Raw genomic sequence first — 17,710 nt, 5'->3', positions numbered from 1 at the left:
TCTGTTTCAAGGCAGCTCCACCGACGTGGGCTTGGAAGCATGGGGCAGTCCCCACCCCAATTTCTCGCGCATAACGCGGAAAAATTCCGGTCGGCGCAGGCGCATCAAATCCGTCCAATAGGGGGCACGTACCACCCGAATCTGGTCTTCCGGCATGATATAGCAGCCGGCATTCCCATCCACCACCAAAACCAGCGGCTGAGGGGTAACGGGGCTAATCCACACCTCCTCCGAATCGGGAAAGACCAAGGCCCGCGAGGCCATGGAATGGGGGCAGATGGGGATCAACTGCAAAACCGGCACCCCCGGTGTGATCACCGGCCCACCCGCCGAGAGGGCATAAGCCGTCGAGCCGGTGGGAGTAGCCAAAATCACTCCGTCGGCAGCCACATCCAGAGGTGAGTGATCCCCGATGGTGATCTCGAAATGGCACATGCTGGTCAAAGGCTCGCGGTGCAGCACCATCTCGTTTAAGCTCAAGACCTCCCAGCGCAATTCCTGCCCTCGGTAGGCTTGCACCAGCAACATGCTGCGGCGATCCAGGGTGTATTCCCCGGCAATGGCGGCGCTGGCTGCCTCCTCTAGATGAGAAAGGTAGGTCTCCGTCAGAAAGCCCAGGTGGCCCGTGTTCACCGCCAACAGGGGGATCCCTTTGGGGGCCAGTTGCCGCGCTGCTGCCAAGACGGTGCCATCTCCCCCCAACACCACTGCAAACTTCATGGTTTGATCAAATCCAGCCGGGGCCAGGCTATCTACTCTGGTCAGGCAGATGGGGCTGTCGGGCTTGGCATAGCCGAGGATACCGCCCCAGTTGGGGGCCACACAGACTTCCCAGCCCTGCTCCTGAAACCAGCGGGCTAGGGTTTCGCTGCTGCGTTTGGCGGCGGGTTTGGCGTCGTTGTAGAGGATCCCGGCTTTGGGCTTGGTCATGGGCAATGGGAAGGCAGAGGTGCCAAAACTCTATCAGTTCTGCAGGCCCTTCTGCTGGCCAGGTGATCCATTCCCCAATTTCTGCGCTCCTCTAGCGGGCCAAGTACCGTTCCAAGCGCCCCTGGAAAAACGACAAGATCAACGTCAGCAGCCAGTACCACAGCGCTGCCACCACCAAAGCCTCAAAAAAATGTTGGCGCGGCAAACCCGCCTGTCGAGCCCGGCCCATCAACTCCTGCAAAGCAATGGCGCTGGCCAGGGCAGTGTCTTTCTGCATGGCGATGAATTGGTTGCCAATGTCCGGTAAGACAATTCGAAAAGCTTGCGGCAGAACAATGCACCATAGGGTTTGCCAAGGCTTAAGCCCTAGGGCATAGGCGGCTTCCCGCTGCCCGACGGGAATGGCTTGGATCCCGGCCCGGAAGATCTCGCTCATGTAGGCGCCATAGTTCAGGCTCAAGGCCAGCACCGCCGAAGTAAACGAGCCGAACACCAGGCCCAGTTGCGGCAAAGCCTGGTAGATGAACAAAAACTGCAGAAATAGAGGTGTGCCTCGCATCAACGAGACATACAGAGCGGAGAGGCTGCTCAGAGGGGCAATCTGGGAGAGGCCCGCCAGTGCCGACAAAAAGGCCAAGGTGGTGGCACAGAGGATGGAGACCAAGGACAGTTGAAAAGTAGTGCCCACCCCTTGCGAGATGAACCACCACCACTCGCGCACAAAGTTGCCGTTGAGACGCAAGGTACGGATGGGGATCCCGGCCAACTCCAACTGTACCCCGCTGAAGGTGAACACCAACAACAGCAGCCACAAAACCAACCACAACCCCTGGGCCACCGGGAACGGGATCCCTTTTCGAATCCGGGGCGGTGGGTAAATGGGCTGCTCCAGTGGGATAGAGTCTTTGCTCACTCAGCTTTTTTCGTCAGATCAATGCCGTAATACCGCTTCGAGAGGGCTGTTAGCGTGCCGTCCGCATGCATGGATTCTAAGATTTCGTTAATTTTGGCTTGCAAGCTCTCGGAAGGGGCAGGGCTGGAGCGATCCAAGGCCACAGCCAAGGCTTCATAGTAGACTGGATTCCCCAGAGTTTTCAGGGGCAGTCCTTCCCGAGTGGCGTTTTCAGCCGTCGGCAAAGCTGTCAAGACTGCATCCAGGCGGGTGCCATCCCCCAGTGCCAAATCCTGCAGAGCCAGGCTATCGGTGTCGTAGATGCGAATGTCCACCCGCGGGGCCGGAACTTGGATGGTCTCTCCTTCCAGAGTGAGGTTGCCCTCCAGGTAAGCTTGGTAGGTGGTGGCGGTGCCCACCCCAACTCGCTTTCCTTCCAAAGCGGCGATATCGGTCAGGGTCGAGGCTTGGTGGACCACGAAGCTGGCGGGGGTGTAGTAGTAGGGAATGGTAAACAGCAGAGCTTTCTGGCGTTCGGCAGTCACGGTCATGGAGCCGACATTGACATCCCAGCGGCCATTCCAAGATCCGGCGGTGATGACATCAAAGTTGATATCCAAAAACTCAGCCTTTACCCCCAAGCGCTTGGCGATCTCGCGCGCCACATCCACGTCAAATCCTTCCCAACTGCCGTCGGGATTGAGGTAGCTCTGAGGCCGGTAATTGGAGTCGGTGGAAATCCGGAGCACCCCCCGCTCTTGAACTTGAGCCAACAAATCGCTACCTTGGGCCAGCAGGGATCCCTGGTGTGTGCCTAGAGCCCAGCATCCGGCCAGGGTCAAGCAAAGGGCTTGTAGGGATCGGCGTCGAGAAACAGACATCGGCAAAACCTCAGATGAAGGTGAAGGGCAAACCCATTGGAATCCATCCAAGCTATCCAAGGCTGTCACAATTCCCGTTGCAAGGTAGTATCACCTGACACTGCCGCTTTGGGTGGCTATTCCCGACTGGGGCGAGCGGGTCGCAATTCTCCAAACATGCTCTAAAAAAGGCAAATCAACTGTCTCAGGATTGAGCTTATGAATCCCAATTGAGATTGAAATATCTCCTCCAGAAAGGCATCCCCTGAGACTTGCGATCAAGACTCGTGCTGTGTTGCCCGGGGGGGCAATTCGTATCCCTCTGTGGGCAACGGAGAATCGACGTTCTGGGTAGCAGAAAACATTTGGCTCGACCCAATGGATCCCCCTTAGCAATTGGGCGGAGAGGATGTCAATATCTTTGGAAGAGAACGGGGTTGAGGGTGGTTATGCAAGCGGTGATCTTGGCGGGTGGGAAAGGAACTCGTTTACGGCCCTTTACCTTTTTGCAACCCAAGCCTTTGTTGCCCCTCCTGGATGTGCCCTTTTTGGAATGGCTGATCGGGCGCTGCCGCCGAGCCGGCTTGACGGATATTTTGCTCAGCGTGGGTTATCTGGGCCAACAAATTGAGGCTGCTCTGGGAGATGGCGCTGCTTTGGGGGTGAAGCTCCGCTACATTCCCGAAGAGACGCCTTTGGATACGGCAGGAGCTTTGGTGCTGGCTCAGCCCTATTTCACCGGGGATCCCTTGGTGGTTTTCAATGCCGACATCCTCACGGATCTGGATTTGCAGGCGTTGATGCAATGTCATGTGCAGAGCAAGGCCATGGCCACCCTCACCCTCGCCCGCGTGGAAGATATCACCGCCTATGGCCTGGTGGAAGTTGGGGAAGGGGGCCAGATCCAATCTTTTCGGGAAAAACCCACCCCTGCAGAAGCCCTCACCCTCACCACCGACACGATCAACGCCGGCACCTATGTCTTGGATCCGGCCATTTTTAAAGACTACCCCAGTGGGGATCCCCTCAGCTTTGAGCGGCGTATCTTCCCCGATTTGCTCAGGCAAGGGCAACGGATGCAAGCTTATCTCCACGCAGGCTACTGGCGGGATCTGGGCACGCCGGCCAGCTACTACCACGGCCAACTGGACATTCTTCTGGGCCGAATGACGGATTTTCCCTTAGAAAATGTGCAGCAACAGGCGCCGGGGATATGGGTGCACAAAACGGCTGAGATCCATCCCAGCGCTCAACTGCACGCCCCCTGCTACATCGGCGCCCACACCCGTTTGGGATCCCAAGCTCAGATTCCGGCAGGCACCATCCTCGGCAGCCACAGTTGGGTGAATGGATCCCTGCAGCCGGGAGCCTACGGGCCGAGAGTCCTGGTAGTGTAGGTTAAGTGCAAGTTAAGTCCACAACCATCCACGACAAAGCCATCAACAGATGGAGTTACCACAAACCGGGGAACGCTGGGATCCCTACCTTGCTGCCGTAGCTGCTCGCTTTAATCGGGAGCTGGAAATTCAACTGGGTCAGCCAGCTTGGCAACTTCCCCCAGACCTGGAGCAACTGCCTTTTTGGCAAGCCCAGCAGCGGGATCACCTGCAAGAACGCCTCGGGATCCCCTTTTGGCAACTGCGTGCCCCCAAAAAACGGGAAGCCTGTTTGGATTTGGGCTGTGGGGTAAGCTTCCTGACCTATCCCTGGAACGATTGGCAAGCCTACTTTTACGGCCATGAGCTGAGCGGTGAGATTGTGCGCTTTATTCGCTCGCGGGCACCCCAGCTTAACTCCAAGCTGTTCAAGTCAATGCAACAGGGATCCGCCCACCATTTGGAAAACTACGAGTCGGAGCAATTTGATCTGGCCATTGCCACCGGATTTTTGTACTACTACCCGATTGAGTACTTCGACGCGGTTTGGGCAGAGTTGATGCGAGTGTTGCGACCGGCTGCACCTGTGATTATTGAAGTGGTCAATCCCGACTCGGTGTGGGCGGAACAATGGGGCCTCATCGAGCTATTCAAAGGCACCGAACCGATTTTCACCCCCCTAACGGAGTGGGAGCGGCGCATCGCAGCCTTGGGGGGCAAAATTCAGAAACAGGCCAGTGGCGAACTGTTCACCACCTATTGGATTCAGCGCAGACCGTGATCTGCTCACAACCGGGAAAGTATCGGAGCATTCGGAGTAGTGGGGTAACCTTTAAGGCTGGGTACTAAGATTAAAAATAAGATAAAGATTAAGATTAAGAAGTGTGATCCCGGACAAGGGATCCACCGCCATCCATGCAAGCCTCCTCTCCCACCTTCCTCTTGGTTGATGGCTACAACATCATCGGAGCTTGGCCCACCCTGAGCCAGTTAGCGCGTCGCTCCCTGATGGAATTGGCCCGTCTGCGCTTGGTGGAATCTTTGGCCAACTATGTGGCCTTCCGAGGCTACCAGGCGACCGTGGTGTACGATGCCTACGCCCAACCCACTCCAGCCCGGCAAGAGCGCTCCCCTTCGGGTATCGAGATCCTGTATACCTCCTATGGCGAGACCGCCGACAGTTGTATTGAACGGCTGTGTGCCCAGTTGCAGAGGGATGGGTGTCGGGTACGGGTGGCTACCTCCGATCGTGTCCAGCAGTTGGTGATTGGCGGCTACAACGCCGAATGGGTCTCGGCAGAACAACTGTGGGATGAAGTGCAGCAGGCCCAGCAGCAGATCCGGCGCGTCCAACCAAAACGGCTATCGAGCAAGCGGGGCATTGATGCCTACTTGGATGCAGATACCCTCTCGCGCCTAAACCGCTGGCGGCTGTCCGGCCAAGATCCCATGCGCTAAATGCCATCGTAGGGAACGGTGGGAGCTCCATACCAAAGATGCTCCTCATCTGGCGAGGCAGTAGGCAACTGCTCCTGTGAAGGATCCGCTACCTCTGCTGGAGCCAGCTCCTGCTCATCTACCAACACCAGCACCCGCACAACTCGATCTTTGGGCAATTGCTCCTGCGCCCGCATGGGCAAAATCAGTTGACCTTGGCTGTCGGTACGAGCCCAGAACTCATGCGCTTCCATGCTGTTTCCCAAAATCATGAGCCAATGAAGGGATCCCCAGGCCGGATCTTAGTGAGGATGATGAATGACCCCAGAAAGCTCCATCTGTTCTTCGTATTCAGATGAGTCGGAGAGGCTGGCCCAGCTTTATAGTTATTTTGATTCAAACTAGGACACTGCGTCAGGGTTGTGGAGCAATAGCGTTGCGGAGCAATAATGCGCGGGGCTAGAGGGCTTGTCTCAGCAGCCCAGGCATCTCACCTAACCTGAAACGGCCATAAGCTCCCACAGCATCTCGGATAAGCTTGCTTCAACAAATCTCAAAAGCCGCTGGCAGGTAGTCAACCAAAGCATAGCTCACCCCTTCCCCAGAGGCCCGACGTTCTATCAGCGCAACATCAAAACGGCAGGACAACTCGGAGAGGTGGGGATGCTGGCTCAAGAAGGCCTGGGCAGCCCGGATCAAGCGTCGCTGCTTGGGGATCCCAACCGCCAAAAGCCCGCCTCGATCCCAGCTACCGGGGCTACGGGTTTTCACCTCTACGAAAATCAGCACATCAGCTTTGTGGGCAACCAGATCCAGCTCGCCCCAAGGGCAGCGCCACCGCTGGGCCAGGATCTGCCAGCCCTGCTGACAGAGATATTGCCGCACCCAGCCCTCGCCGACGTTGCCTGTATTCTGGAGGGAAGCCCTTCTGGGCAAGGGATCCATAAAAAAATCACCAGCGCCCGGCTCTAATGAGCAGAGCCATTGCCGTGATACTTGTCGGTGTCGTAAAAGCCGTTGCGGGTGCCGAAGTAGAAACTTGCCAGAGAGAGGACAAGAGCAACCCCTACCAAGACTAACTTTGCATCCACGTGGTTTTCCCCTGATTTTCTCCTCAACCGTGATCATAATAGCCTGCCGCTCCTTCACAATCCTCTGGTAAGCGATGCGCGGCACTGATATCGGCCAAGGCACAGCAAGTCTTGGGGGATCCCATTGGAGAGCTTTTCTTGAATGCTTGAATGAATGACTCCCACTGGGAGCTCAGCATGCTACCATTCAGACGGAAAGGGAGTAGTCAGGCGGCTTACCGCCCTCTGCATCGACATACTGGCTAAAAACAGCCCGGTGCAAGAGACAAAGCAAGCCCGGCAGGCTGCTTTGGTGACGAGACTTTCACTGAGTTCACGCAGAGGTGAGCTTGGTGAGTCCGTCTGACTTTCCCAGCCTTCACCTCTAGGTGTGAACCGATTCCACACACAAGAGAGGTTGGAGGCTAAACGATGTGGGCTGGTTTTGCGTCAAGTTTGCTGTTGGTTACGGTAGCAGAGTTTGGGGATAAAACCTTTTTTACTCCCCTGATTCTGGCTATGCGACACCCGCGCCGCTGGGTTTTCTTGGGAACGTGGCTGGCTTTGGCCGTGATGACCTTGCTGGCGGTGGTGGCCGGGAAGGTGCTTTTCAAGCTGCTGCCACCCCTGGGCGTGAGAGTGTTATCGGCTGGGGTTTTTGCGGCTTTTGGGCTAAGAATGTTCTGGCAAGCTTGCAAGATGACTCCCCAGCAGGAAAAAGAAGAAGAGGAAGAAGCCCTCAGGCTGGTGGAGCAGGCAGAAGAAAAAGGGGCTGGCCGCGGCGGTGCTTGGGCTGTGGTGTGGGAAGCCTTTAGCTTGACAGCCTTGGCCGAGTTGGGGGATAAAACCCAGATTGCCACCGTCTCCTTGGCGGCCACCCACCCGGGATTGAGTGTATGGGCAGGGGCTACCCTTGGCCATGGGCTGATGGTGGGGCTGGCGGTGGTGGGAGGTCGTTTTTTAGCAGCTCACATCTCTGAACGCGCCGTGCATTGGGTGGGGGGCGGCTTATTTCTGGTGTTTGCGTTGCTGACCGGTTGGGAGTTGGCAGGATGAGGGATCAGCCAAATTCCTGTTCGATGATCCGCCATCGGGCAGTGATCACACCTGGCTCTAGGCTGAGGCGGCTGACGACAAGTTCTAGGGCCTGGTCATCGCGGGTTTGGGTGACCAGCTCTGCTTCGACTTTGACCAGATCGGGCTTGTCCTCCAGGTCTTCGCTGTAGAGGGCGCGCAGTTTGAGATGGGTGGGAGCTATGCCTTGCAAGAGCAAGGCGCGGATGTGGGCCTCTGCTTGGCTTTTGCAGATGAACGAACACTCATAGACCAGTTCCAGTTCTGTGCCTTTCAAAGGCTGCTGGTTGATGCGGTAGCCCAGTGGACGCAGCACAACGTTGGAGATCAACACAGCTCCGGCTCCAATGGCAGCTTGGGGAATGTACCCCGATCCGGCAAAGGCTCCCACCGCGGCTGCACACCAGATGGTGGCGGCGGTGTTCAGGCCACGGACGCTGGCTCCTTCCTTGAGGATCACGCCACCGGCCAAAAAGCCAATCCCCGATACCACTTGGGCCGCAATACGGGTCGGGCTGCTTTCATCAGGGGTGAGAACCGAGAGCATGACAAACAAAGCTGCACCCGTGGCCACCAAGGTGTTGGTGCGTAAGCCGGCCATACGCTGCCGCCACTGTCGCTCCAGGCCAATGAGGGATCCCAGGACAAAGGCAACGGCCAAACGCAAGGTGAAGTCAATCCAGGTCATGCTCCGGTTCTCGTGAAAGGATAAAGTTTAGCCATCCTCATCTGGGATCCCAAGGGCAGTGGCTTCCTGTTGCAAGGTTTGCCAGAGGGCTTCCAGTTGAGCAAAGGCGGATTCTGGGGCCAGCTTACCACCTGTTTCTAAAGCACAGGTTATGCCCACCCGATAGGCATACTGCTGCAGCCGTGACCGAAATTGAGCAGCAGCCAAGGGAGATAGAACTTTCAAGGTCATGGCACACCTCCTCAATAAGATATAGATTTGGACAAATTGAATGGAATGAGAATCTGAGAGACTTCCCTAGCTCGCTGCTTTCGTGGCCCCCCCGGAGGATCCCCTGAGGTCAGGGAAGCCCGGAATGGATTTGCACTGCCCACGGGAATAGCTATAGAGATGGTGGCCTTAAAACTCGACTTCAACGCCCACCAACCAACCTACCAACATGAAATACACCCAGAGTCCGGTGAAGTCTTTAATGGTGGTGATAAAAGGATCCGCTCCCGGAGCGTGGTCAAAGCCCAGCTTTAACATCACCCAGGGCAAAATGGCGCCCAAGATAGCCCCCAACGTGATCACTACGGCCAGAGCCAAGCCCACCGCTAGACCCAATTGTGGGATCCCATTGGGTGCCCCCTGCCAGAAGTAGGCAATCACCCCAGCCGTGGCCCCCAGGATCACACCGATAATGCCACCAATGCTGGCTTCCCGCAGCAAATAGGGGAAAAACTGCCGCACGTTGATGTGGTTCCAGGCCAGGCCACGGGCAAAAATCGTGGTGGATTGGGTACCGACATTACCGCCCATATCCATGACCAAGGGGATGAAAATAGCCGCTGCCGTTACTGCTTGCAACACTTCCTCAAAGGTTTCGATCACTCCCCCCACCAACATGCCGCCAATCAAGGTGATGATTAAAAACGTGATGCGCAGGCGGACGGCATACCAACGGGAGCCTTTAACCAGGCGCTCGCTCCAAACCTTGTCTCGGCTGAGCAAGCTGCCCACCCCTGCTTGGGCCAGAGCGGCGTCGGTGGCTTCTTCTTCCACCAAGTTGATGACATCTTCAAAGGTGATATCTCCCACCAAGCGCCCTTCCGTATCCACCACCGGAATGGCCGGCAAGCCGGAATCTTTGAGCAAACGGGCTGCCTGGAGATCCCGGTCGGTAACCCGAGCAACACTATCCGATCCCTCAATCAGCTCCCGAATGGGCAAATCCGGATCTGCTTTCACGAGGCGCACGGTGCGAACCAAACCTTTGTAGAACCGCTGATCGTCCACCACAAAAATCACATCCAGCTCATCGTCTCCCAGTTGAGAGTCCCGCACGCTGGCCAGAGCAGCCCCGACGGTGAGGGTATCCCGTACCGACAAGTAGCGCAGGTTCATCAGCCGACCGGCACTGCGCTCTGGATAACCCAGCAAGATATTCACTGCTTCCCGAGCTTCTGGGCTGAGGTTGGCAATGAGGCGCTTGGTTACTTTGGCCGGCAACTCCTCAAACAGACGCACCCGCTCATCCGGAGGTAAGGCTTCTACCAGCCGGATCACTTCTGGGCTTTCCATGCTGCGAATGAGATCGGCCTGCTCTTCGGGCCGCAGATACTCAAACACTGCAATGGCTTTGTCTTTTTCCAGCAAGCGGAAAGCCAAAACCCGCTGCCGAGGTGAAATCTCTATCAACTGCTGCACCAGCTCGGCAATGGGAGCGCGGTTGGCCTCTCGCTTGGCGGCTTCCAAGGAAGCAGGGGTTAGGAGATCGCGAAGAATGTTGTGCCGCATGATAAACCTCCGAACGTTGGGGTCAGCCGGGATAAAGAGAACCAGGAGGTCAACAGCCAACCGGTGCTCCGAGGCTCACAGGGAAGCCCTGAAACCCTTGGATGGCCGCGCAGCAAGCCGTAGGTCTAGCGCCAGGCCTCCAAGCCCAGCTTGGATCGCAAGCGCCCAAGCCGATAAAAGGGACTCCAAGGGATCCCCAGGCCTGCGGAAACCCCAAAACCCACAACGGGAAAGTCAAGGGGAATCCCCTCGGAATTACTCCTGATCTCCCCTTTTCTGAACAGGGCTGCACAAACCCATTGCTCAGGTAAGGCTCTGCTCAGCTCATCTGTTCGTCGCCGACTGAGAGAGCCACCCAAGTCAAAAGCTAGCCGGGAAAACTCTCCCACCCCTTCGCGTTGGCGAAACGGGATCCTCTCAAGCGACGACAGAAGCTGTCAGCGGGGAAAAGGAAGACACCAGTAAGAGCCCAATCTTCAAGAACGTGCTCCTCGAAGACCATCCACTGGTGGCTGGCGCTACGACTACCGGAAGCGTCCATGCTGTTGAACGTTTTCCTCCAAAAAGGTTAACCGAAACAACCCGGACAGCCAGAAGAGGATCTCTTCAGCCCCCTTTAGGCTAGTTGCAGGAGTGGGATCCCGTCAACCCTTTTTCTCCAGCTCATCCGGTGAACAATCGGCGGAGCAGCTTGAGGGTAAGATCGGAGTGAGCAGCAATAGCCCCCTCGTGGTTCCTCTCGTCTCGACATTGCCCTCAGCCTGACTCAGCAGAGTCCACACCCCGGTGGCTTGCGACCTTGAGCAACCCACACCCTTCGCCACCTCTGTTTTTTCAGTAGCCTTGCCCCAATGAGCTGCGCGGAGTGGGTCAGCTCTTCCCATCTTCTACAGGCGCCGATGTCCTTGAGCTTATGGCCTCCCTTCCCCTCATTGCCGTGATCTTGGGCACACGGCCCGAAGCCATTAAGCTGGCCCCGGTGATTCAAGCCCTGCGTGCCAGTCCCCATCTGCGCACCGAGCTGATCTTGACCGGACAACATCGGGAAATGGTGGATCAGGTGATGCGGCTATTCGGTCTGCAAGCGGATCGGGATCTGGCGATCATGCGCCCCCGCCAAAGCTTGACAGACATTACCGAAGCCACCTTGCGGGGCCTGGAACTCTACTTTCAAGAGCAACATCCTCAACTGGTTTTGGTGCAGGGAGATACCACCACCGCCTTTGCGGCTGCCTTGGCAGCTTTCTACCACCGCATCCCGGTCGGGCATGTGGAAGCCGGACTGCGCACCGATGATCTCTACAATCCTTTCCCCGAAGAGGCCAATCGCCGCCTGATCTCTCAGTTGGCCAGCCTGCACTTTGCCCCTACCCCCCAAGCCGTTGACAACCTGAAGCGAAGCCACGTGGTGGGATCCATCCATTGCACCGGCAACACCGTCATCGACGCCCTACTGCAGGTGGCCTCCCAAGGGATCCCCTGCCCCATTCCCGGCCTGGACTGGCAGCGCTACCGTGTCCTGCTGGTTACCTTGCACCGACGCGAAAATTGGGGGGATCCCTTAACTGCCATCGGCAAGGCTCTGCTGCAGATTTTGGCCGAGTTTCCCGATACTGCCCTTCTCTTGCCCCTCCATCCCAACCCCTTGGTGCGGGATCCCCTGCAAGCCCTGTTGGGATCCCATGAGCGGGCCTTTCTCACCGAGCCTCTGGACTATCCCCTCTGGGTGAGTGCCATGCAGCGCTGTACCCTCATTCTCAGCGACTCCGGCGGCATTCAAGAAGAAGCCCCTGCCCTGGGCAAACCGGTGCTGGTGCTGAGGCAGACCACCGAACGTCCTGAAGCGATTGCCGCCGGCACCGCCCGCTTGGTGGGCACCCATCCCGAAGGGATCCTGAAGGCAGCCCGAGAATTGCTCACAGACCCGCAAGCTTATGCCCGCATGGCCCAAGCCCAAAACCCCTTTGGCGATGGCACCGCCGCCCGGCAGATTTGCCACATCATCGAGCGGTGGTTTAATCCGCAAAGCCGCTCTGAAAGACTACGCAACACTGGTCGCTTTAGCGGGACGGAGTCCCTACGAAGCTGAACTTTGCCCAGCATGGAGAGGAGAGAGCAAAGAGAAGAGATTTCTTCCTCTCACTCCTCCCTTCTCACTCCTCGCCCCTCGGTACTCAAAAGGCTGGTTGTGAAGGACTGCACGGCCAAGTTCAGTCAGTTCGAGACCCAGTACGTGCCCCCCGACCAGAGACTTGGAGCTTTTGCCCTTCACATAGCCGATTGCTCCGCCCACCAAAAGCAGTGCCCCGTAGACCAGCAAGGTGATTTGTGCGGTCAGCATGATGGGGAAAACCTTGTCCTCTCCGGGCTTAATCCACAAGGATATCGCGAATCAAGGGCAGGCGAATGCTGATGTAGCGGTTGAGAATCGAAGCATCGACACTGCTGAGGGCCTGTTTTTTTTGACAAGCGCTCAGAAGCAGATTCACCAAGTCATCGTCACGCTTTGTGAGCCAATCTGGCCTGCCAATCTCGCTGACCAAAGACCAAAACTGGCGTACCATTTCAGGAGTCATGGCATCCATTTTGTGGAGATAGGGGCTGAACTGCAAAAGAATGGTCTAGGCCATCGATCTGATTCTAGAAAAAAGACGTCATCCACGAGGACAATATTTCGGCTCCGTCACAACTTAGGATAAGATGTCACGCTTTCCCACAAAGCTCAGCAAGCAGTGCCCCTTCCGGCTTTGTGAGGATCTTAGGAGGGTAAACCGGCAACTCCTGACGTGTATCAACATTCATTAGGCGTTAAAAAACGATGATTCCTGTCAAAATCTCGACATCAGCACCAGAAGATCCGCAAGCCCCCTTATCCAAGCTTCCAGATAGGGAGCAGATGCTAGCGCAAGGTGTACTGTAACCCATAGGCTCCTTCCTCTCCCGGCTTATGGGTGTTGGCCCGCAGGGTGTAGGTGCCGGTGCGGGGCAGAAAGGCAATCATGAGAGCATCGGTTCCACCACCTTGGTCATCATCCCAAGCCATGACTTCTCCACTCGGATCCAGCAGTTGCAAGAAGGCATCCAAATCAGAGCTGGTCATGGAAGCGATCAGGATCTGGCCGGCGCGGGCGGCAATGGGGTATTCGTCCATCCAACTGCCATCCTCGGGGTGCTGAAGGGATCCCTCCTGCAGACGGCCCGATAGGCTTTGCTGCCAATCTATCTGGGTGAGGACATAGGTGAGCCGGTAGTTGCCGGTGGATTCGGGCTCAAAGCTGGTGGCCCGCAAGGTGTAGGTGCCTCCCTCCGGCAGACGCACCGCCAACAGGGCATTCACATCTGGGCCAGAGTCATCGTTAAAGCCGATCACCCGCCCTTGGCCGTCCACCAGCTCCAGGTAAGCATCAAAATCTTCGCTCTCTAGGGCCGCAATTAAAATCTGCCCCGGCTCAGCGGTGATGGGGATCCCATCCCAAAAGCTGCCGTACTGGCGACTGACTTCATCTCCCGCCTCCAGCGCTCCCGTCACGGTTTGGCTGCCTCTCCACAGAGCAGAACGGGTCAGCGCAGATCCCACCGGCAAGCCGCTCCCTCCCACCCGATCCAACAGCCGACAGCCGCCAGCCAACCCCAATGCCACCAGAGCCAGAGCCAAACGGGATCCCCAACGGCGAGGAGACACGCAAGAACGGTACAAGCTCAACATCGGAAGGGATCCCTTTCTAAAGAATGGCAACTGTAGACTGATCCTACCCCCTGATTGATTGAGCGAAAAGTTGGTCAGAGACGACAACTTCTGCCAACTTCGTGCTGAGTTTTGAGGTTGTTGGCTTGCCCCTTCCTTGCTGTTTCAGCCGAGAGCAAACTGTTGGCCTACAGGGTTTCCCAAGCTTGCAAGACGGCTTCTAGAGCCAGCCGCCCGTGGCCAAGATGGGTTCCCCCCTGCAAATAGACGGTGTAGGGATCCCGCATCGGCCCATCGGCAGAGAGTTCTGCACTGCTCCCGGCAACAAAGGTGCCTGCTGCCATCACCACCGGGTCTGCATAACCGGGCATCACCTCCGGCACTGGGGTTAGGTAGGAATCCACAGGAGAACTGTTTTGAATCGCTTGGCAGAAAGCCTGCAGCTTTTGCGGGGATCCCAATTGAATGGCCTGGATGATATCGGTGCGAGGAGCTTGAGGCAGAGGCGAGACCGGGTAGCCCAGATCAGAAAACACCTGCGCCGCCAGATGGGCGATCTTCACCGCTTCGGCCACCATCTGCGGGGCCAAGAACAGACCTTGAAACAGAAGGCGGTTGAGATCCAAAGTCGCCCCCCCTTCAGAACCAATGCCCGGAGCCGTCAGCCGACAGGCCGCTTGCTCCACCAGCTCTGCCCGCCCGGCCACATAGCCCCCGGCGGGAACAAGGGTGCCCCCCGGATTTTTGATCAGGGATCCGGCAATCAGATCTGCGCCCACATGGGTTGGCTCCTGGGTTTCCACAAATTCGCCGTAGCAATTGTCCACAAAAACCACAACTTCGGGGTTTTGCGCTTTGACCATTTGGATCATCTCGGCGATCTGGGCAATGGAAAAGCTGGGCCGCCAATCGTAGCCACAGGAGCGCTGAATGTGAACCAAGCGGGTTTGCGGTCTGAGGGCGGTTTTCAGGGCCTGCCAATCGACAGTTCCCTCCCGCAAATCCAACTGGCGGTAACCGATGCCAAACTCCCGTAGGGATCCCCGCCCGGAGCCCCGCAGACCGATGACCTCTTCAAGGGTGTCGTAAGGGGGGCCGGTAATCGCCAGCAGCTCATCCCCCGGACGCAGCACCCCAAACAAAGCACAGGCAATGGCATGGGTACCAGACACCATCTGCAGCCGCACCACTGCTGCCTCACAGCCCATAATCTGGGCAAACACCCGATCCAAAACCTGCCGCCCCTGGTCGTCGTGGCCATACCCCGACACCCCGGCAAAGTGATGGGATCCCACCCGCTGGTCGCGAAAGGCCCGCAGCACCCGCGCCAGGTTCTCTCTGAGGGTCTTCTCCACCGCCTGAAACTGCTCCTGTAGAGCCTCTTCTGCTCTGTCTAAAAGCTCTGCCGCCTTCAACGGGATCCCTCCGCCCACACCGTCTGCCTCACCTTTCGCACACCAAGGCGATTCCGAGAGTAGCATTTTAGCCACCCCCAAAAGAGCTGGTCTTTTCCCCCCAGCTTCCCAATAAGACTGCGCCGGCAGAACGGAGTTCCAACTTCTTATGTAGCTCTCCGAATAGAAACCTTACGGCATGGAACAGCGGACAACAGGCTTGCCAAAGCCAATACCAACAGCGACAATACCCCTCAAATTGAAAGCCCCATATTGATAAAAAGCTTAATTTATGTCAATATCCCTTCATTTTTCCTATCAAGCGCCATCCAATCGAGATTCTGCTAAGCTGTGGAGTAACACCAACATACGGTAAGCGGAGAACTGGAGCATTTGGATTGCCGAGTTATGGGCAGTCCGGCGTGGGTTTGGTTTCTCAAAAGCAGGTCAGAGTTAGAGACGTTGTTTAATCAACTTAAAATCCAGCTTGGAAAGCTTTTTAGTAGGCTGGATCTGTCTATGGGTTTGATGATAGATTTGTCTTTTGGGTTAACCCATTGACCTGGGAACTTGCGACTTAAGCTCGAAAGAACTTTTCCCAAAAGCACCCAATACGGCCAACTAGGAGTCTATGTCTTGCATAACAGGGATCCCGCTTATCCGCAAAACTCCCAAGATTTGGGAAAAATCAGGAATTCAAGATCTCCTTAAACATTAAGAGAGCCTAAATTTATTCTTAACCTCTGGCAGAGATCCCAGAGAGAGATGTTAACTTAGACTTAACCCAAGAGGTTAGTGCCACTCCCAAAGCCGATCTGCTCACCCTTGATGACAGGGCTTCGTTTTTGCAAATTAAAGGGCTGAGGTCGCCCGTGAGCTGGGGTCGCTTTCGAAAGCCAGAGGGATCCCAGGTGGGGGTGAGGCGCTATCTCAGGTATAAACCGACATGACTGGGAGAGTCCTCATGACTAAGCTTGTGATCCAAGGGAAAAACGTCGAGATTACCGACGCCATCCGCAGCTACGTTCAAGAAAAAATTGAGCGTGCTGTCAGTCATTTTGCCCAGATCACCAGTGAGGTTGATGTCAATCTATCGGTAGCCCGCAACCCCCGTATCAGTGCCAGCCAATCTGCCGAAGTGACCGTCTACGCCAATGGCACCGTGATCCGGGCGGAAGAAAGCAGCGAAAACCTCTATGCCAGCATCGACCGTGTGGCCGACAAGCTGGCCCGCAAGTTGCGCAAATACAAAGAACGGAACGGCATTCACCGCGTCCGCCACACCCCCAAAACCTCCGTGGCAGTGGCCCAGCAGCCCGTCACCGATCCGCTAAATACGGAACGGCAAGCGGAGTTACCCGCAGAGGTGGTGCGCACCAAATACTTCGCCATGCCACCCATGACGGTTCAGGAAGCGTTGCACCAGTTGGAGCTGGTGGATCACGACTTCTACGTTTTCCGCAATATCGAAAATGGCGAGATCAACGTTATCTACGTCCGCAACCATGGCGGCTATGGCCTGATCCGCCCCCGCTAAGGCTTGGTGAAGATGCGTGGTGAGCTCTCCTCCCAACTTACTTCTCCAGGATCCAGCGGCACTTTCTATCTGTTGCTACAGCTCACCGATTCTGCCCTGCCGATTGGGGCTTATTCCCACTCCTGGGGCTTGGAAGCTGCCGTTCAAGCGGGGCAACTTCGGGATCGGGCCAGGGTGCAGCAATATCTGCTGGGGGTTTTACACATGGGCCTAGCCCCCACCGAGGGCAGAGCCTGTGCCTTGGCCCATCGTCTGTCCCGATTGGGAGCCGAGTCAGGAGTGGAGAAACTGCAGCAGCAACTGCAAGCAACCCGTTGGGCGGCAGAACCGCGCCAAGCCAGCCTAGATTTGGGGAAACGCCTAGCTCAACTGGCAGAACGCACCTGGGGAATCTCTGTCCCCAAGGCAGAGGGGGATCCACTGCATCATTCCGTGGTGTTTGGCTGGATCTGCGCTCAGGCGGGCATTGGGTTGGAAGATACCCTGCGTGCCTTCTTGTTCTCCTCCCTCACTGGGTTGGTCTCGGCGGCAGTGCGCTTGGTGCCTTTGGGGCATACCGAGGGGCAAAGCCTGCTGGCCCAATTGTATGAGCCGATCGAGGCAGTGGTGCATCAGGAGATTCTGCCGGTCATGAAGCGAGCCGAAAGGCCAAACCTCTCCCTCGGCTGGCCGCCCCTAAGCAGCTTCACCCCTCTACAAGAACGGGATTGTCAAGCCCACCAACACCTCTATTCCCGCCTTTTTCAATCGTAAACTACCCACACTCATGCTGATGCAAAGCGCTCCGCGCCGCTCAAGCGAAAGAGTGCGGGCTTTCAGTAGCCCTGAGCTTGTTTCGCTCGGCAGAACAAAACAAGCCCGGACCTCCAGGCTGGTTTACGGCAGCCCCCAAGAGCGCAATTACGTTTGCACCATTCCAGTCCGCATCCCCTTCCCATCCACAGTGCCCACACTTAAACTGCTTCCCACTGCGATAGGATTGCGCAGG

The 17,710-nt window shown here is 56.7% G+C and carries 20 protein-coding genes and 1 pseudogene; 7 read left to right on the top strand and 14 right to left on the bottom strand.

Annotation, left to right across the window (positions count from 1 at the left end):
- Positions 1 to 6: 6 nt before the first annotated feature.
- From NW816_RS12465 to NW816_RS12455, 3 genes are all read right to left on the bottom strand, one after another.
- Positions 7 to 930, bottom strand: coding sequence for an NAD(+) kinase (locus NW816_RS12465; RefSeq protein ID WP_414355837.1), 924 nt, complete (start codon positions 928 to 930; stop codon positions 7 to 9).
- A gap of 91 nt (positions 931 to 1,021) precedes the next feature.
- On the bottom strand, positions 1,022 to 1,843 hold the full coding sequence (locus NW816_RS12460; RefSeq protein ID WP_414375079.1) for an amino acid ABC transporter permease: 822 nt from the start codon (positions 1,841 to 1,843) through the stop codon (positions 1,022 to 1,024).
- Complete coding sequence (locus NW816_RS12455) at positions 1,840 to 2,703, bottom strand: ABC transporter substrate-binding protein (RefSeq protein ID WP_414409363.1); 864 nt, start codon at positions 2,701 to 2,703, stop codon at positions 1,840 to 1,842. The genes NW816_RS12460 and NW816_RS12455 overlap by 4 nt, the downstream gene beginning before the upstream one ends.
- Before the next feature lie 428 nt (positions 2,704 to 3,131).
- On the opposite strand from NW816_RS12455, the gene NW816_RS12450 reads away from it, so the two are divergent.
- The 3 genes from NW816_RS12450 to NW816_RS12440 all read left to right on the top strand — a co-directional run bounded on the left by NW816_RS12450 (position 3,132) and on the right by NW816_RS12440 (position 5,516).
- Entirely contained in the window at positions 3,132 to 4,079 is a 948-nt protein-coding gene (locus NW816_RS12450) for a sugar phosphate nucleotidyltransferase (RefSeq protein ID WP_414409362.1), read from the top strand.
- 49 nt (positions 4,080 to 4,128) lie between these two features.
- Positions 4,129 to 4,839, top strand: coding sequence for a class I SAM-dependent methyltransferase (locus NW816_RS12445; protein WP_414375084.1), 711 nt, complete (start codon positions 4,129 to 4,131; stop codon positions 4,837 to 4,839).
- 134 nt (positions 4,840 to 4,973) lie between these two features.
- Positions 4,974 to 5,516, top strand: coding sequence for an NYN domain-containing protein (locus NW816_RS12440; protein WP_011429576.1), 543 nt, complete (start codon positions 4,974 to 4,976; stop codon positions 5,514 to 5,516).
- On the opposite strand, the gene NW816_RS12435 is transcribed toward NW816_RS12440, so the two are convergent.
- The 3 genes from NW816_RS12435 to NW816_RS12425 all read right to left on the bottom strand — a co-directional run bounded on the left by NW816_RS12435 (position 5,513) and on the right by NW816_RS12425 (position 6,586).
- Positions 5,513 to 5,749 (bottom strand): hypothetical protein, encoded by a 237-nt coding sequence (locus NW816_RS12435; RefSeq protein WP_414409361.1) that lies wholly within the window; start codon positions 5,747 to 5,749, stop codon positions 5,513 to 5,515. The two genes, NW816_RS12440 and NW816_RS12435, sit on opposite strands and share 4 nt — an antisense overlap.
- 289 nt (positions 5,750 to 6,038) lie before the next feature.
- A complete protein-coding gene (locus NW816_RS12430) occupies positions 6,039 to 6,440 on the bottom strand; it encodes a YraN family protein (RefSeq protein WP_414343270.1) in 402 nt (133 codons plus the stop codon).
- A 23-nt stretch (positions 6,441 to 6,463) separates the two neighbouring features.
- Positions 6,464 to 6,586, bottom strand: coding sequence for a hypothetical protein (locus NW816_RS12425; protein ID WP_011429573.1), 123 nt, complete (start codon positions 6,584 to 6,586; stop codon positions 6,464 to 6,466).
- Between the two features lie 411 nt (positions 6,587 to 6,997).
- Here NW816_RS12425 and NW816_RS12420 point away from each other — a divergent pair, with 411 nt between their 5' ends.
- The gene (locus NW816_RS12420; protein WP_414409360.1) at positions 6,998 to 7,621 is read left to right on the top strand and encodes a TMEM165/GDT1 family protein; all 624 of its coding nucleotides are present in this window, start codon (positions 6,998 to 7,000) and stop codon (positions 7,619 to 7,621) included.
- 4 nt (positions 7,622 to 7,625) lie between these two features.
- Here the strand turns inward: NW816_RS12420 and NW816_RS12415 are convergent, their stop codons facing one another.
- The 3 genes from NW816_RS12415 to mgtE form a co-directional block, all read right to left on the bottom strand.
- Positions 7,626 to 8,327: an MgtC/SapB family protein gene (locus NW816_RS12415; protein ID WP_414343268.1), complete on the bottom strand. Its 702-nt coding sequence runs from the start codon at positions 8,325 to 8,327 to the stop codon at positions 7,626 to 7,628.
- Between the two features lie 27 nt (positions 8,328 to 8,354).
- On the bottom strand, positions 8,355 to 8,558 hold the full coding sequence (locus NW816_RS12410) for a hypothetical protein (RefSeq protein ID WP_238376758.1): 204 nt from the start codon (positions 8,556 to 8,558) through the stop codon (positions 8,355 to 8,357).
- Between the two features lie 168 nt (positions 8,559 to 8,726).
- Positions 8,727 to 10,106 carry a magnesium transporter gene (gene mgtE / locus NW816_RS12405; protein WP_414409359.1) on the bottom strand — a complete coding sequence of 460 codons (1,380 nt, stop codon included), beginning with the start codon at positions 10,104 to 10,106 and terminating at the stop codon, positions 8,727 to 8,729.
- Positions 10,107 to 11,019: 913 nt separating this feature from the next.
- Here mgtE and wecB point away from each other — a divergent pair.
- Positions 11,020 to 12,195, top strand: a complete 1,176-nt coding sequence (gene wecB, locus NW816_RS12400) for a non-hydrolyzing UDP-N-acetylglucosamine 2-epimerase (protein WP_414358081.1) — start codon at positions 11,020 to 11,022, stop codon at positions 12,193 to 12,195.
- On the opposite strand, the gene NW816_RS12395 is transcribed toward wecB, so the two are convergent.
- The 4 genes from NW816_RS12395 to NW816_RS12380 all read right to left on the bottom strand — a co-directional run bounded on the left by NW816_RS12395 (position 12,184) and on the right by NW816_RS12380 (position 15,272).
- Positions 12,184 to 12,447 carry a TMEM14 family protein gene (locus NW816_RS12395; RefSeq protein WP_414358080.1) on the bottom strand — a complete coding sequence of 88 codons (264 nt, stop codon included), beginning with the start codon at positions 12,445 to 12,447 and terminating at the stop codon, positions 12,184 to 12,186. The genes wecB and NW816_RS12395 overlap by 12 nt on opposite strands.
- 28 nt (positions 12,448 to 12,475) lie before the next feature.
- Positions 12,476 to 12,682, bottom strand: a complete 207-nt coding sequence (locus tag NW816_RS12390) for a hypothetical protein (protein ID WP_414358077.1) — start codon at positions 12,680 to 12,682, stop codon at positions 12,476 to 12,478.
- Positions 12,683 to 13,005: 323 nt separating this feature from the next.
- On the bottom strand, positions 13,006 to 13,812 hold the full coding sequence (locus NW816_RS12385) for a PPC domain-containing protein (RefSeq protein ID WP_414409358.1): 807 nt from the start codon (positions 13,810 to 13,812) through the stop codon (positions 13,006 to 13,008).
- 167 nt (positions 13,813 to 13,979) lie between these two features.
- Positions 13,980 to 15,272 carry an aminotransferase class I/II-fold pyridoxal phosphate-dependent enzyme gene (locus NW816_RS12380; protein ID WP_414409357.1) on the bottom strand — a complete coding sequence of 431 codons (1,293 nt, stop codon included), beginning with the start codon at positions 15,270 to 15,272 and terminating at the stop codon, positions 13,980 to 13,982.
- A gap of 877 nt (positions 15,273 to 16,149) precedes the next feature.
- On the opposite strand from NW816_RS12380, the gene hpf reads away from it, so the two are divergent.
- Together hpf and NW816_RS12370 are read left to right on the top strand one after the other, a co-directional pair.
- Positions 16,150 to 16,722, top strand: a complete 573-nt coding sequence (gene hpf / locus NW816_RS12375; RefSeq protein ID WP_011434101.1) for a ribosome hibernation-promoting factor, HPF/YfiA family — start codon at positions 16,150 to 16,152, stop codon at positions 16,720 to 16,722.
- 12 nt (positions 16,723 to 16,734) lie between these two features.
- On the top strand, positions 16,735 to 17,475 hold the full coding sequence (locus NW816_RS12370) for an urease accessory protein UreF (protein ID WP_414409356.1): 741 nt from the start codon (positions 16,735 to 16,737) through the stop codon (positions 17,473 to 17,475).
- A gap of 40 nt (positions 17,476 to 17,515) precedes the next feature.
- Here NW816_RS12370 and NW816_RS12365 read toward each other — a convergent pair.
- A pseudogene (locus tag NW816_RS12365) lies at positions 17,516 to 17,710 on the bottom strand (RNA-guided endonuclease TnpB family protein); the annotation flags it as partial.

This window comes from Synechococcus sp. W55.1 (genome assembly GCF_047461655.1).
Taxonomy (GTDB): Bacteria; Cyanobacteriota; Cyanobacteriia; order Thermostichales; family Thermostichaceae; genus Thermostichus.
The sequence above is the reverse complement of the archived record's forward strand: the minus strand, read 5'-3'. Positions and strand labels throughout refer to the sequence as shown.

Coding starts and splice junctions, on each gene's coding strand:
- NW816_RS12465 (WP_414355837.1), bottom strand. CDS start 930: ATGACCAAGCCCAAAGCCGGGATCCTCTACAACGACGCCAAACCCGCC.
- NW816_RS12455 (WP_414409363.1), bottom strand. CDS start 2,703: ATGTCTGTTTCTCGACGCCGATCCCTACAAGCCCTTTGCTTGACCCTG.
- NW816_RS12450 (WP_414409362.1), top strand. CDS start 3,132: ATGCAAGCGGTGATCTTGGCGGGTGGGAAAGGAACTCGTTTACGGCCC.
- NW816_RS12445 (WP_414375084.1), top strand. CDS start 4,129: ATGGAGTTACCACAAACCGGGGAACGCTGGGATCCCTACCTTGCTGCC.
- NW816_RS12440 (WP_011429576.1), top strand. CDS start 4,974: ATGCAAGCCTCCTCTCCCACCTTCCTCTTGGTTGATGGCTACAACATC.
- NW816_RS12435 (WP_414409361.1), bottom strand. CDS start 5,749: ATGGAAGCGCATGAGTTCTGGGCTCGTACCGACAGCCAAGGTCAACTG.
- NW816_RS12430 (WP_414343270.1), bottom strand. CDS start 6,440: ATGGATCCCTTGCCCAGAAGGGCTTCCCTCCAGAATACAGGCAACGTC.
- NW816_RS12420 (WP_414409360.1), top strand. CDS start 6,998: ATGTGGGCTGGTTTTGCGTCAAGTTTGCTGTTGGTTACGGTAGCAGAG.
- NW816_RS12415 (WP_414343268.1), bottom strand. CDS start 8,327: ATGACCTGGATTGACTTCACCTTGCGTTTGGCCGTTGCCTTTGTCCTG.
- NW816_RS12410 (WP_238376758.1), bottom strand. CDS start 8,558: ATGACCTTGAAAGTTCTATCTCCCTTGGCTGCTGCTCAATTTCGGTCA.
- mgtE (WP_414409359.1), bottom strand. CDS start 10,106: ATGCGGCACAACATTCTTCGCGATCTCCTAACCCCTGCTTCCTTGGAA.
- wecB (WP_414358081.1), top strand. CDS start 11,020: ATGGCCTCCCTTCCCCTCATTGCCGTGATCTTGGGCACACGGCCCGAA.
- NW816_RS12395 (WP_414358080.1), bottom strand. CDS start 12,447: ATGCTGACCGCACAAATCACCTTGCTGGTCTACGGGGCACTGCTTTTG.
- NW816_RS12390 (WP_414358077.1), bottom strand. CDS start 12,682: ATGACTCCTGAAATGGTACGCCAGTTTTGGTCTTTGGTCAGCGAGATT.
- NW816_RS12385 (WP_414409358.1), bottom strand. CDS start 13,812: ATGTTGAGCTTGTACCGTTCTTGCGTGTCTCCTCGCCGTTGGGGATCC.
- NW816_RS12380 (WP_414409357.1), bottom strand. CDS start 15,272: ATGCTACTCTCGGAATCGCCTTGGTGTGCGAAAGGTGAGGCAGACGGT.
- hpf (WP_011434101.1), top strand. CDS start 16,150: ATGACTAAGCTTGTGATCCAAGGGAAAAACGTCGAGATTACCGACGCC.
- NW816_RS12370 (WP_414409356.1), top strand. CDS start 16,735: ATGCGTGGTGAGCTCTCCTCCCAACTTACTTCTCCAGGATCCAGCGGC.